Annotated in this window: 9 protein-coding genes; 4 read left to right on the top strand and 5 right to left on the bottom strand. The window is 38.7% G+C overall.

The features are described 5' to 3' along the window. Nucleotide 1 precedes the first annotated feature (1 nt). Nucleotides 2-2,863 (bottom strand): PSD1 and planctomycete cytochrome C domain-containing protein, encoded by a 2,862-nt coding sequence (locus tag Q4534_RS16255; protein WP_303614201.1) that lies wholly within the window; start codon nt 2,861-2,863, stop codon nt 2-4. 851 nt (nt 2,864-3,714) lie between these two features. Here Q4534_RS16255 and Q4534_RS16250 point away from each other — a divergent pair. The 4 genes from Q4534_RS16250 to Q4534_RS16235 all read left to right on the top strand — a co-directional run bounded on the left by Q4534_RS16250 (nt 3,715) and on the right by Q4534_RS16235 (nt 9,489). Next, a complete protein-coding gene (locus Q4534_RS16250) occupies nt 3,715-6,837 on the top strand; it encodes a SusC/RagA family TonB-linked outer membrane protein (protein ID WP_303614200.1) in 3,123 nt (1,040 codons plus the stop codon). A gap of 24 nt (nt 6,838-6,861) precedes the next feature. Next, a complete protein-coding gene (locus tag Q4534_RS16245) occupies nt 6,862-8,706 on the top strand; it encodes a RagB/SusD family nutrient uptake outer membrane protein (RefSeq protein WP_303614199.1) in 1,845 nt (614 codons plus the stop codon). A 178-nt stretch (nt 8,707-8,884) separates the two neighbouring features. After that, complete coding sequence (locus Q4534_RS16240; protein ID WP_303614198.1) at nt 8,885-9,292, top strand: hypothetical protein; 408 nt, start codon at nt 8,885-8,887, stop codon at nt 9,290-9,292. After that, nucleotides 9,289-9,489 (top strand): helix-turn-helix transcriptional regulator, encoded by a 201-nt coding sequence (locus Q4534_RS16235; protein ID WP_303614197.1) that lies wholly within the window; start codon nt 9,289-9,291, stop codon nt 9,487-9,489. Before Q4534_RS16240 ends, Q4534_RS16235 begins: the two co-directional genes overlap by 4 nt. Nucleotides 9,490-9,581: 92 nt before the next feature. Here Q4534_RS16235 and Q4534_RS16230 read toward each other — a convergent pair whose 3' ends face one another. The 4 genes from Q4534_RS16230 to Q4534_RS16215 form a co-directional block, all read right to left on the bottom strand. Then, complete coding sequence (locus tag Q4534_RS16230) at nt 9,582-10,862, bottom strand: polysaccharide pyruvyl transferase family protein (RefSeq protein WP_303614196.1); 1,281 nt, start codon at nt 10,860-10,862, stop codon at nt 9,582-9,584. A gap of 413 nt (nt 10,863-11,275) precedes the next feature. Next, the gene (locus Q4534_RS16225) at nt 11,276-12,574 is read right to left on the bottom strand and encodes a TRAP transporter large permease (protein WP_303614195.1); all 1,299 of its coding nucleotides are present in this window, start codon (nt 12,572-12,574) and stop codon (nt 11,276-11,278) included. 3 nt (nt 12,575-12,577) lie between these two features. Then, entirely contained in the window at nt 12,578-13,066 is a 489-nt protein-coding gene (locus Q4534_RS16220) for a TRAP transporter small permease (RefSeq protein WP_303614194.1), read from the bottom strand. A gap of 3 nt (nt 13,067-13,069) precedes the next feature. Continuing rightward, entirely contained in the window at nt 13,070-14,050 is a 981-nt protein-coding gene (locus tag Q4534_RS16215; RefSeq protein ID WP_303614193.1) for a TRAP transporter substrate-binding protein, read from the bottom strand. Nucleotides 14,051-14,365: the final 315 nt, after the last annotated feature.

The following is a 14,365-nucleotide window of genomic DNA, read 5'->3' as shown; positions in this document are numbered from 1 at the left end:
GTTACATTAAATAAATAAATGATTTCATATTGAATAAAGCATGGCAATATTCTTTCCATGCCAAAATATTTAGCGCTTTATCCGATTCCGCATTTTCGGCCAATTGAATTTTGGTTTTATTGACAAAACCCAGTCCCTTACTTATTTCATCGGGTGAAGGAAGTCTAGCAAAAGCTCTCAAATAAGCATCATTGATCCTATCTTCATCTTCCATCAAATTCTTATTATTCAATAGTTGATTCGCCATATGATTCGCCTGTTCAGTAATAAATGGATCATTCATTAAAAACAAAGATTGAGCCGGGACATTGGTGACATCTCGCTTGCCGAAGGTGGTAAAGGGCGTTGGTCGGTCAAAGGCTGTCATCATGCGGTCGAGGAAATTTCTTCTGACTTCTAGGTAAACGGACCTTCTCCCGTTTCCATCCAAAGGCCCGGAATCACCGGGTCTCCCCCTCCCCTGCATAAATTCAGTCAAATGGACAGGTACCGGCTTACCAAACATGGTGCTATCCAATGTACCGGCTGCTTTTAAAACCGCATCCCTGATACTTTCTGCCTCAAGTCTCCTGACAGAATAACGGCTCAGGTATAAATTGTCAGGATCTAAAGACATGCTGCCTCCGGAAGTACTCCTTTGAAAGGCTTGTGTAAGCACCATATTTTTTATCATCGTCTTTATGGACCATGAATTTTTAACAAAAGCTAAGGCCAAATAATCCAATAATTCGGGATGGGTAGGTAACTTCCCTTGAAGACCAAAATTATCCACTGTTTCTACCAGACCTTTACCGAAAACATGGTGCCAAATTCTATTCACCATTACCCTAGAAGTAAGTGGGTTGTCCGCTGCCAGCATCATCTCAACCATTTGCTGCCTCCCACTCCCATCTCCTTGGTAAGGCTTTTGCTCTTCAAATATTCCCGAAAGAAAAATTCTAGGAACTTTTTCATTACTGGGATCCGAATGATTGCCACGAATAAAAATGTTGCTTTCTCCACCAAAACCCTCTGTCACTCCTTGAATAAAAACACTGTCTTTTACCAGTCTTCCAAGGGAATCACACTTCATTTTTAAGGCAAGTGCAGATGGGAAATCCTTTTTCAATTTCCCTTTTGTTAATTCTCGGTTGAGGAAGGCAATTTCTTTAGCAGAACTTTTCCCGGTCACCCAATGGTTTACCACCTTGGAAATAGAAAGATTGGCTTCAGTGTCTTTTAGGTCAGGAGTTTGCCATGCTTCGTCAAAGGATATCACATATTCAGCCTCTATATATGCATCGGCTTTCTGGGTATATTGATGCCTGACAAAGGATCCAGGTAAAATTTCAATATATACCTTACGTCCTTTCCAGGCACTTAGGTCAAAAGTATAGTTTTGCCAAGCTTCATCATCCACTTTTTGATCCAATCCACCATAAATAGGATAACTTATCAATTGAAAATTTTCCATAACTATGCGGATACTGGCACCTTTACCCCTAGCGCTAATACCAATGAAATTCTTGTCTACCGTAAAATCCGGAGACCTCAAAGCTCCCCAAATGCCTCTCCCAAATTGTTGACTAGAGGCAAATCCCGGCGATAAAGCTTTTAAGGTACTTGTAGAAGAAGAAAAAATAGGCTCTCCTAAGGTCGTATTTGCCCCAAAAGCCAAACCATCTGCTTTCCACCCTTGAAAATCAAGCCCTCTAAAATCAGCAATTATATTTATATCTTTAGCTGATTCAGGAACTGAACTAATATTTACAAGCCGGACAGGTATACTATCTTCCTCCAAAGGCCCAGTCCATTCATTGGCTACTAAGGATTTAATTTTTCTCTTTAGTTCAGCAGCCTTAGAAACAGTATTGAATTTTATTTTACCATTCCCGACCGGCAAAGGACTGAACCTGGTACTTCCTAACATTCCATAAAGACCATAATAATCTGCTGTAGGAATAGGGTCAAATTTATGGTCATGACATTTGGCACATGCCACTGTCAATCCTTGAAAGCTTTTTCCCACCACATCTATCATATTATCTATCCTGTCTGCCTCATCCTTTTTGATATCTACCGGACTATGGGTTCCCTCACTCATTGTAAAAAACATGGTACCTAAGGCAGACTCATTCTCCCCTGAAACGGGGTTTTCTCGGGGACTGGAAAGCATATCTCCCATAAGTTGTTCTTTCAACAATTGATCGTAAGGGACACCTTGATTAAAAGCCCGAATCAAATAATCCCTAAATCTCCAAGCTCCTTGAATTTGATAATCAAACTCATGACCTTTGGTCTCTGCATACCTCACCACATCCATCCAATGGCTGGCCCATTTTTCTCCAAAAGCAGGATGATTAAGGTATTCATCAACCAAGTCCATATAAGCTTCTGGGCACTCATCGGCTACAAACTGCTTCACCCTTTCCACATCAGGAGGAAGGCCTGTTAGGACAAATGACAACCTTCGTATCAACTGGTATTTATCTGCTTTCTCACTTGACTCCAAGCCCTTTTCGCTAATCTTTTCTTGGATCAAAGCATCAATTTGCTCAAAAAAGTCTGCCTTAACCACTTTCTTATTGGTTTCAGCTGGCATAAATGCCCAATGAGGTTCATATTCTGCTCCTTCTTTTATCCATTTTTTTATAAGAGCCACCTCATAATCCGATAATTTTTGTTTTAATGAGGGTGGTGGCATGACTACTTCCGGATTATCACTTGTAATCCGTTCAATCAAAGCGCTTTTGTGAACAGCAGAAGGGACGATGGCTGTTTTGCCACTTTCCAAGAGCATGGTCGCTCCCTCCTTGAGATCTAAACGCAGACCTGCCTCTCTGCTACTAGGATCAGGCCCATGACAGAGGTAACATTTCTGCACAAGGATCGGTTTTATATGAAAATTAAAATCTACTTGGGCAGGTAATGCTTGCTTACCTTCTTGTTTACAGGACGGTAAACAGAAAAAGACTAGCATTGCAAAAAATACAGGCAACAAAAAGAAATAACCCCGCCAATTGAGCATTAACATTCCGAATATTATTTAGACTTTTAAATTATTTTGAGTCAATAACCTTCAATTTACTTTTTTTTACAAATACATCAATGGCAAATGATGGAAATTGCATATTAATAGGGAATTCTTAAGTATTTGTCATAAAAAAAGAAAGGTTTTAAATTAAAAGCAGTGTTTCCAAAGCCTTTATATGGAAATGAATTCCTGCTCTAACTGGTCCTAAGTTTCTATTTACAATTCGGTTTTAGCCTTTGCCTTAAACCGGAATAAGTCCTTCCCTCTCTTAAGAGAAATGGTTAGGTATTTAAACCCCAAAGTAAATTGATCAAGATAGCGAATAAGTAGTTAATAATTGAATTATTATATTAAAATTCAACCTCATTATAATTTCATTTTAATATAATTAATTTATTTTAGTTTAAAATTACTTTTAAAAATATTTACAATATAATTTTTATTCTTTTACATTAATTTTTATGAATATTACAATATTCAAACTATAAAATAATAATTGCTTTTTAAAATAAAAATTCGCCAAATTTAAATATTATCCAAATAATTTTTCCTTAATCGGTTACGTACATCATTTTATTAAGAAATGAAACCGATTGCATAATAAATTTAGATTTACTATAATTGAATATTATATAGATTTTTTTATAATCAAAAATTCTATATTCTCTTTAAAATTTTCTATTAACTCTAACCCAAAAAAGATGAAAAATTTATTACAAAATCAATTTTTCAGAGTATCAGAATTGAAAATTCTGATACTCTGTTTCTTGTTGCTGTACACTGCTGTTGGGTATACTGCTGAATTAACCAAAAGTGAATTTGAAGCGGATGTAACGATTACAGGCCGGGTGACAGACGAGACTGGTGAGGGAATTCCCGGTGTCACTGTTTTAATTGAGGGCCAAGGTTCTGGAACTGTAACCGACATAGATGGAACTTATACTATCAATGCCCCGGAGGATGCTCAATTGACTTTTTCATATGTGGGTTTCGAGTCCCAAACAGTTGCCATTGGCAATCAATCCGAGATCAATATAACCTTGATTATGGATACTGCATCCTTAGATGAAGTTGTTGTCATAGGATATGGTACTGCTAGAAAGAGAGACCTCACAGGTGCAGTCTCCTCAGTAACGGCATCTAAACTTGAGAATGAGAATCCGAATTCCATCCAAGATGTTCTAAGAGGCAATATTGCCGGACTAAATGTAGGCTTAAGTACCTCTGCAAAAGGAGGAGGAAGTCTTGAAGTTCGGGGAAGAACATCTCTAAATGCAGGATCTAGTCCTCTTTTAGTTCTTGACGGAGCAATATACTACGGGCAACTGTCTGATATTAACCCAAATGACATAGAAAGCATAGATGTATTAAAAGATGCAAGTTCAGCAGCTGTTTTTGGAGCAAAAGCAGCTAATGGAGTAGTTTTGATCAATACAAAAAAAGGGGAATTAGGCAAAACACAGATTAAAATCAATTCCAACTGGGGATTGGCTACCATGGCTAAAAATGAACCTGTTTATGGCCCTCAAGGATTCTTGGATTGGCGACAGGATGTAATGGAAAGTATTAATGCAGGAGGTTTTGAACCTTATAGGTTTTCCAACCCCAATACCCTACCTGATAATATTTCTTTGGACACTTGGCTAGACTATGATGGTTCAGAAGGAGATCCCGAAACTGTTTGGTTACAACGTTTGAACATGCAACCTCTAGAAATTGCCAATTATAAATTAGGAGAAAGTGTCAATTGGTACAATATGATGTTTCAAAACGGGTTAAGACAAGACCATACCGTGAGTCTATCCGCGAGGAATGAAGATTTTAAATATTATTGGTCCATGGGTTACTTGGACAATGAAGGCATTATAGTCGGTGACAAATTTACCACTATCCGAAGTAGATTCAATATTGAAGGAAATGTAAATGACTGGCTAACAGTGGGTATGAACACACAGTTTGCAGATAGAGATGAGAGTCAGATTCCTGTCAGCTGGGGAAACATGGTGAATTTATCTCCTTGGGCCGAACCCTTTTTAGAAGATGGGGAAAGTCTTAGATTTATGCCTAACGAAGAGGGTAGTGGTGGCAGACATCCATATTATACACCCCAATATACAGACAGGCTACAAAAAGAAACCACAATCAATGCTACTTTATTTGCTGCCATCGAATTGCCTTTCGGAATTAAATTTAGAACGAATTTCACTCCTCGTTATGAATTTTATGAACGTTACAACCATGAGATGGCTGCCCACCAAAGCTTTGAAAACATGGGTGGTAGGGCCAGTAGGCAACAAAGAAAGGTTTATTTCTGGCAAGTAGACAACATTCTAAGCTGGAATAAAAACTTCAACAACAAGCATAATTTTGATGTAACCCTTCTCGCCAACGCAGAAAAGTATCAAAGTTGGGACAATACCATGACCAATGTGGGATTTGAACCCCATGACCGACTGGGCTACCATAATATAGGTGCTGGTATTAATGCCATCATTTCCAGTAATGACCAATACCATACAGCAGACGCACTTATGGGCAGGTTAATTTATACCTTATCCGATAAATATATCACCACGCTTTCAGTTAGGAGAGATGGGTATTCCGCCTTTGGTCAAAGCAATCCTAGGGCAACTTTTACATCGGCAGCCTTCGGATGGGTTTTTACAGATGAAGACTTTGTAAATATCCCATGGCTAGATTACGGTAAATTAAGGGCCTCTTGGGGTGTCAATGGCAACAGAGATATTGGTAGATATGCAGCCCTTTCAGATTTGTCAACCGGTAAATATTTTTACCAAAGGCCAAGTGGTGAATTGTATTTTGTGAGTCAACTGTATGTAAACACCATGCAGAACTCCAATTTAAAATGGGAAAAAACCACCTCTACAAACCTTGGTCTTGATTTTTCTTTGTTTAATAGCATTTTGGATGGCACCATTGAGGTCTATGACATGTCAACGACGGATCTCTTGGTTCAAAGATCACTTCCAGATATACTAGGATTTAATTTTGTCTATGACAATTTAGGTGAAGTAAGAAACCGTGGTTTTGAAATAAGTTTGAATAGTCAGCTTTTGCAAAGATCAAACCTAACCTGGAGAGCAAACCTAAATTTTCAGATGAATCGCAACAAGATAATTAGTCTCTATGGTGATTTGGATGAAAATGGAGAAGAATTGGACGACATCGAAAACCGTTGGTTTATTGACCATCCTATTGATGCAATTTGGGATTATAAAACAGATGGCATATGGCAAACCCCTGAAGCAGACCAAGCAGCTGATTACGGTGTAAAGCCCGGAGATTTTAAGATTGAAGATGTAAATGAAGATGGTCTTTATACCAATGCTGATAGGGAATTTCTAGGCTTTACCGAGCCCCGTTCCAGATGGAGTTTAAGAAATGAATTTAAGCTATGGAAAAACTTTGATGTGTCGTTTATGATGTATGCTTATTTAGGCCATATGGGTACTTTCAACCAAAGAAAAAATAGACAAGGATTCCTAGACCGATCTAACTCCTATATTTTACCTTATTGGACAGAGGAGAACCCAAACAATGAATGGGCCAGACTTTACTCAAGTGAAGGCGGAGCCGGGGGCTTCAACGTTTATCAAAGCAGGTCTTTCGTTCGCTTAGAAAATATTTCCTTAGCTTATACAGTCCCTCGTGATTTAGTGGAAAGGGCCAAAATAGAAAATTTACGATTTTATATGAATGTGAGAAATGTAGGCTTTTATGCTACAGAGTTTAATTTTTGGGACCCTGAATCTGCCGGCCCCACACCAAGAATTTTTACTCTTGGAATTGATTTGACTTTGTAAACCCTACTATTAAAGACAGAAATTATGAATCTTAAAATAAAAAAACTGAATTTTTACCTAGGGCTAATGGCCACTGGTTTAATGCTTAGTACAAGTTCCTGTGATGAAGGTTGGCTTGACCCAAAACCACTATCCTTTTATGCACCTGAAAACACCTTCAATTCATCGAGCGGGCTTTGGAGTGCATTGGTGGCTTGTGAACGAAACATGAGACATGAGTACACAGGAGATGGCTCTCCAATCCTCACAGAGCATATCTTTACGGAGGTAGCTGTGGAAGGAACTACAGATAAGTCCGGTCCTGCTCAGGATTTGAACCTATTAATTACGCCTGATGCAAACCTAAACTCAGCCAATTACAATCGGATTGGCTGGTACTGGTACGAAGGATTTAAAGGAATAAAATATGCCAATACCGTAATATCTAGAATTGATGACCCCACAGATTATGAATCGGAAGAAGAAAGAAATCATATTTTGGGTACTGCTTATTTTCATAGGGCATTAAGATACTATAGGCTTACCAATCAATTTGGAGACGTGCCATTAATTCTTGAAGAAATACTCGAACCAAGATTGGATTTTTATTCAACAAAAAGAGAAGTAATCCTTCGCAAAATCAAAGAAGACTTAGAGTGGGCTGAACCTTGGGTACCTTCAATAATGGATAAAGGTCAGGTACCTAAAGGGGCCATACAACACCTTCTTACTAAAGTAAACCTTGCTTTAGGTGAATTTGATGACGCCATTGCTTCAGCTTCTAGGTTAATCGATGGAGGCACCCACTCCTTAATGACTGAAAGATTTGGTTCAACAGGTAATGATCCTGAGAAAAATTTAATTTGGGACTTACATCGACCTGAAAACAAATCGGCCAATGTAAATACTGAAGCCATTTTAATGGTTATGGATAGAATCGATACTGAAGGGAATTCAGGAGGCATGTCTTCTATGCGTCAAGGTGTTCCGTTTTGGTTTACCAATATAAATACACCCAATGGAAACAGAGGGACGATTGACCAACCCGGAATCGAAATAGACCAAGTCACTAAATATGGAAGAGGGATTGGAAGATTAAGAGGAACTTGGTATCATCAAAGTATGATTTGGGATGACGAAAACGATCTCAGGCATGCTCCAGGAAACTGGATGGACATGACTGATATGGTTTACAACAATCCTGATTTAAAAGGAGTTGACGATTACTATGGACAATCTCTTCAATTCAGGAATGACGAAGGGACAGTATTGGTCGTAGATACCATTAGAAGTTGGTTCTCTTGGCCTCATTACAAATTGTATATTCCGGAACCTCAAAACATCCGACCTGCAGGGGGACATAGTGACTGGTATATTTTTAGGTTGGCAGAGACTTACCTATTAAGGGCCGAAGCCTATGTATGGAAAGGTGATTTAGCCAATGCTGCCAATGACCTAAATGCTGTAAGAACTCGTGCAGGAGCAGCACCTTACGGACCTGAAAAAATGAATATTGGAACTATCTTGGACGAAAGAGCAAGAGAGTTGTATTATGAGGAGCCTAGGAAAACTGAGCTTACCAGGATGGCGTTTATTTTTGCTAATACCGGTAAAGAAGCTTACAACGGAAAAACCTATTCCTTGGATAATTTCTCGGAAGACAACTTCTTGTATGATAGAATCATGTCTGTTACGGATTTTTACAATAAAGGGGTTTTTACTAGACATGGGGACACTTATACCTACAGTCCCTATCATGTACTTTGGCCAATTCCTGCACCGGCCATAAACAGTAATACACAAGGGATTATCAATCAAAACAAAGGATATTCAGGGTATGAGAACAATGTACCCCCTCTCACCACTATCGAAGAAAGTTCGAATGAATAAATTTTAAGGTATTTACACGTTAATAGCCCGGTTACTAATCAGTAGTCCGGGCTATTTTTATTAAGACCTTATCCCACCCACCTAAATAATCAATGTGAAAAATAATGTAAAACAAACTTGACATTATGAAAATTACACTTATCTTTGTGTAAAGTTTACTTTACAAAATGATTAGAATATGGAAACTCAAAATTGGAAAAATAACCGCAAACAGATCACCAAAAATTTAGCAGTTTGGACAAGTTTTTGGTTAATCACCCTCGCTTTGGTAACCTTTGGACACCAGTTTTTGTGGGATGAAAATCCCCTATTTACTTGGATAGGCTTTTTGGTAAATTTGTTCTTCGCCGGAGGTTTGTTATTGGCAAACATTCGCTTTCTTAAATCACTCGATGAATTGGAAAAGCAAATCCAATTGGAAGCCATGGGCATTGCATTGGGTGTAGGAGTATTTGGAGGAATTTCATTTAACCTTATGGACAATACCAATTTAATTCCGGTAGATGCTGAAATTTCATTTTTGGTCATTGCCATTAGTCTCACTTATATGGCTGCCATTGCAATAGGAAAAAAGCGATATCAATGAAAAATAATCTGAAAGTTCTCCGAGCTCAAAATAATTGGACACAAGCAGATCTCGCAGACAGCCTGGCTGTTTCTCGGCAAACCATAAATGCCATTGAAAAGGGGAAATTTGATCCTAGCCTCCCACTTGCCTTCCGCATTGCTAAACTTTTCGATTGCACAATCGAAGAAATATTTGATGATGAAAGCGAAGTTTAATGAATACCATTATAACTTAGGTCTGACAAAAACCATCGGTTCTGCTGGTTGAAGCTATTGATAATTTTTTCTTGTAAAAGGAAATAAAGCATTCAATCAGAAGCCACTGATTTTATTTTCTTCGAAGAAGCTTTATAAATAGTGGCTACTTTACGCATTGCCTTTGCTAAGGTTCTTTCAGCTTTTTTGTAATTTCTCCAATTGTCCATCAATTTATCGGCAATTTGCTTGCCCTCGGTTTCTTCTATTTCAAACACCCATTCTGCCAAGCCTAGATCATAATACATCTGTCCTTTTATAGTATCTTCAGGCTGTCTTAAATAGAACATCGGGGTACCCTTGGCTGCTGCAATAATGGGGGAATGGCACTCAAAACTAAGCACCGAATGTGCCCTTGCATATATTGACGCTGCTTCATCGGGCAACCAATAAGCCCTTTTGATTACCTTGCTCTTAACATCATCAGGTAAAGGATCAATCAATAGTTCGTTCATTATATCGACCTGGTAGGTCATTTCCGGGCATATCAATACTTTATTTCCAGTTTCTCTAACCCATTCGATCATTGCCATTCTCATTTTGGCATGATCTACTTCTTTATGTTTTTCATTGGTATCTTCCACTTCCTTGATTTTTTCGGCAGACCAATTGACTTTTTTGAATTTATGGTATGGGGTATACCTGAGCCTAGGAATCACACAAATAAACTCCTTCTCTATTAATTGGTGGTTTTCTAAAAATGAAAGGGCTTTGTCATCATCAGAAAGGTCAAAGAAAAACGTAGCGTCGGGTGCAAAAGATATGTTCTTTCCGGAAAGCCCATGTTTCTTTAACACCTCCAAGGAAGCTGTTTCTCTAGTAAAGATAAAATGGGCTGCATCAAGTACTATTTTAAGTGCAGGAGAAATGGATTGAATCGTTGTCCCAAATATACCAAAGGGCTTGTCTGTGTACCTCATCCATGCTTCTAAGTTGTCTTGTCCCACTACAGACGGGCCGGAACCATGTACCAAAATATCCGCCTTTTCCATGGCATCAATTACTTCCTTATCTTTCACAATACCGTCTCTAGCAACTGATCCGTAGATAATTTTTACATCCGGATAGTTTTTATTGAGGAGAGCCTTTACTTTTTCTCCGCGGGATTTTTTCCACAAGATGATTTTATAGTCAGGAAGGAAAGTTTTCAAAACATGAATCAACCCCGGAGTATGGGCAATGTCCCCTATGTTTACATCCTGCCAACCGGAAACTAGCAGAATCGTTTTTGGTGAATCCACCGAACGATTTTCACCTAGGGCATTGGTGATTCCGGCTATCAACATCCCTGAGGACAGAACACCAATATTTTTTAAAGCATTTCTTCTTTCCATTTTTCTTATTTGTGATCAAGTTTATAACCAGGGTGACTAGGCTTTGAAATGAGCAGTACAATCGCAAATACAAAAGCATAACGGTGGGTTAAAACACAGCAAAACTATGAACAAACCGGCCTGCCTGCAGCAGGTAGAAATCTGCATAGAAGCACCTGAATAGAATCCGATTTATCACCTAATAAAAGTACTATCCCTTATATAAGGTCAAAATACCAAAATGATTTTATTAATGCCAATTAAAAACTAAAAGCTTGGAAGTAAACCAAAAGAAATCAGGAATTTATCCGATAGGTATATCTAGGAAGTATTTACTCAGATTTTAAATATAGAAAAGAAATACTCCGTGTTAGGAAAAAAAAAACTCCTCAACCGAAAAGGATGAGGAGTCAAATATTTATAGAAATAAGGGTTTACAAACCAAAAACAGAAGGCAACCAAAGGGTAAGCTCAGGTACCAATGTTATGATAAGTAATCCTAGTAACATGGCCACAAAGAAGGGAAGTAAGGGGAAGAAAACTTTGGCGATGGTGGTTTTGGCCACTCCCACCCCTATAAACAATACTGAACCAACAGGAGGCGTACAAACCCCAATACATAAATTCAATACCATCATGATTCCAAAATGAACAGGATCTATTCCTAAAGTTACCACTGCAGGCAAAAAGATCGGTGTAAAGATCAAAACTGCCGGAGTCATGTCCATAAATGTTCCTACAAAAAGTAAGATTAAATTAATCATAATTAATATTACAAACTTATTGTCACTCATGGTCAATAATGCTGAGCTTATTGACTGAGGGATATTTTCGCTGGACATTGCCCATGACATACTCATTGAGGTAGCGATAAGTAACATCACTATGGCCGTAGTTTCTGAGCTTTTCAATAAGATAGCCGGAAGATTTTTCAATTTTATTTCGCCATATATAAAGGACAAAACCAAGGTGTAAACAACAGCAATTGCTGAGGCTTCTGTAGCTGTAAATACGCCAATAACGATCCCTCCAATCACGACCACCAAAAGCATTAAGCTTGGAAATGCTGCCAAAAATTTGGAGGCCAACTCTTTAATACTAGTAGGCTCACCTGCTTTAAGCTTGTGCTTTTTGATAAAGATGGCTGCAGTAATCATCAAGAACATCCCGATTAGCAAGCCGGGTATATAACCGGCGATAAATAAAGCGGCAATAGAAACGCCTCCACTTGCCAGAGAATAAACAATCAATACATTTGATGGCGGAATGATCAAACCGGTGGTAGAGGCAGTAATATTTACTGAGGCACCAAGTTCCCTAGGATAACCTTCTTTTTCCATTCGTGGGCCTAATATCCCACCAATGGCAGAAGCAGCTGCAGCAGCAGATCCTGCTATGGCACCAAATAACATGGCTGCGATTACATTCACGTACAATAAGCCACCCGGAAGTCTTCCGGTCATGGCCTTGGCCAAATCAATAAGCCGATTTGCTATTCCTCCTTTGTTCATTATTTCGCCTGCCAGAATAAAAAACGGAATGGCAAGTAGGGCAAAGCTATCCAAGCCAACTCCCATTCTTTGGGCAATGGTGGTGGCAGAAGGAACTGAGGCTATGGTCACCGTTAGGGTAAGAAAACTTGAAAAGCCTAAGGCCCAGGCAACGGGCACCCCTATGCCCATCAGAATAATAAAACTAACGATCAGTATAAGTATGCTTAAATATTCTTCCATGGTTTAGCTATTTTGGGAATCTTTTTGGTTCATTAATATTTTAAGGTCTACCAGTTGGTAAAAAAGCACCAATAACCCTGAAAATGGGATCATCATATACACATAAGCCAATGGCAATTGAAGGGTAGCGGATTTTTGTTCCAAAATAAAAGTTATATAAACCAAGTTAGTCCCTCCCATGATCATCACAGGAATTACAAATAATATAATTACCACATTGATGACCATTAATAATTTCCTTTTGGCTTCACCCGTAAGTTTGGTTGGCAATATATCAATCGCCAGGTGATTGCCTTGTCCGGCCACATAAGCAGCTCCAAGCATGCCTAGCCAAACCAATAAATACCTTGAAAGTTCATCTGTAAAAGAACTTGGAGATTGGATTACATACCTGGAAAAAACCTGCCAGGTAACATTCAGCACCATTACGGCCATGATGACCATAAGCATGACCCCTACAATTTTATCTAATTTCGATTTAAAACTGACCATCCCTTAATATTTTCTGATTTCTTGTACCAATTTATACATTTCCGGATCCGATTCTTTCATCAATTCATAGACCTTCTCTGCCTCTTTTCTAAAAGGCTCTTTGTCCGGATACAAAACCTCTACACCGGCTTCCTCTAAAATTTTCATTGATTCAGCAACAGATTCTTCCCATAGTTTGTATTGATAAACTGCCGATTCATCTGCAGCCTCTTGCAACCATGTTTTTTCCTCTTCGGATAACAGGTCCCAAACTTTGGTACTTACAATCATCATATCAGGAATAGCCGTATGTTCATTTAAGGAATAATACTTACATACTTCATAATGGCGCGAAGTAACAAAGCTGGGCGGGTTGTTTTCTGCCCCATCCACAATTCCTTGCTGCAAGGCCGTATATAGCTCACCGAATGATACGGGAGTTGGAGAACCTCCAAAACTCTGCACCATATTTACTGCAGTAGGACTTTCCATGACCCTAATCTTCAATCCTTCTATATCTTGAGGAACCATTACCGGCTTGTCTTTGGTATAAAAGCTACGTTTACCACCATCATAAAAACACAAGCCTTTCAACCAGTATTTCTCTCCGGCTGCCAAAAGCTGCTTCCCAATTGGGCCTTCCAATACCCTTGCTTGTTGGGCATCATCCTTGAATAAATAAGGCTGCCCTAATATTTTTATTTCAGGAGCAAATCCCTCCATGGCGGCAGTAGAGACCTTTGTCATGGCCAAGCTACCTATTTGAAGCAATTCCACAAGTTCTCTTTCCGTGCCTAATTGTTGGTTGGGATAAACTTGTACAATCATTTTTCCATCGGATTTTTCTTCGGCTTTTTCAGCTAAATAGAGCATGGCCGCATGAACAGGGTGGCTGGTATCCAATCCATGACCGAGCTTCAATACCCTAACCCCTCCGGGTTTTGAGCAGCTCACCAGTAGGGCTGCCAAGAACAGCATACTGAGGTAGATTGGGAAATTTGTCATTTTTAATTTCAGCATATGAATTGCAATCTTATTTGGGTTTCTATTATTTTACTTCTTAAAATTATGTGAATTAACTTTTATTACAATAATTCAAGCACATTATCTCTCGGTAAATAATATAGACGGTAGCGTCAATAACTTCAACCTATTTATCTATTCACTGACTAATAATGAATTAGCATGTCTTTTTATCAAAAAACACTTTCCTTAGCTTACACAACATGCCAATACCAATCTTATGATGGCTTACTCTTTTCAAGGCGGACTAAAATTGAAAATCCTATAATCAACCGTCAAAATTAATGGGGAATTAAA

The sequence above is a fragment of the Cyclobacterium sp. 1_MG-2023 genome (genome assembly GCF_030546805.1).
In the GTDB taxonomy this organism is placed as follows: Bacteria; Bacteroidota; Bacteroidia; order Cytophagales; family Cyclobacteriaceae; genus Cyclobacterium.
Note: the sequence above shows the minus strand (reverse complement) of the source record. Positions and strands in the feature narration are given on the sequence as shown.

Bases quoted from the DNA above. Each gene is read 5' to 3' on its own strand.
- Q4534_RS16240 (WP_303614198.1), top strand. From the start codon at position 8,885: ATGGAAACTCAAAATTGGAAAAATAACCGCAAACAGATCACCAAAAAT.
- Q4534_RS16220 (WP_303614194.1), bottom strand. From the start codon at position 13,066: ATGGTCAGTTTTAAATCGAAATTAGATAAAATTGTAGGGGTCATGCTT.
- Q4534_RS16230 (WP_303614196.1), bottom strand. From the start codon at position 10,862: ATGGAAAGAAGAAATGCTTTAAAAAATATTGGTGTTCTGTCCTCAGGG.
- Q4534_RS16235 (WP_303614197.1), top strand. From the start codon at position 9,289: ATGAAAAATAATCTGAAAGTTCTCCGAGCTCAAAATAATTGGACACAA.
- Q4534_RS16245 (WP_303614199.1), top strand. From the start codon at position 6,862: ATGAATCTTAAAATAAAAAAACTGAATTTTTACCTAGGGCTAATGGCC.
- Q4534_RS16225 (WP_303614195.1), bottom strand. From the start codon at position 12,574: ATGGAAGAATATTTAAGCATACTTATACTGATCGTTAGTTTTATTATT.
- Q4534_RS16215 (WP_303614193.1), bottom strand. From the start codon at position 14,050: ATGACAAATTTCCCAATCTACCTCAGTATGCTGTTCTTGGCAGCCCTA.
- Q4534_RS16250 (WP_303614200.1), top strand. From the start codon at position 3,715: ATGAAAAATTTATTACAAAATCAATTTTTCAGAGTATCAGAATTGAAA.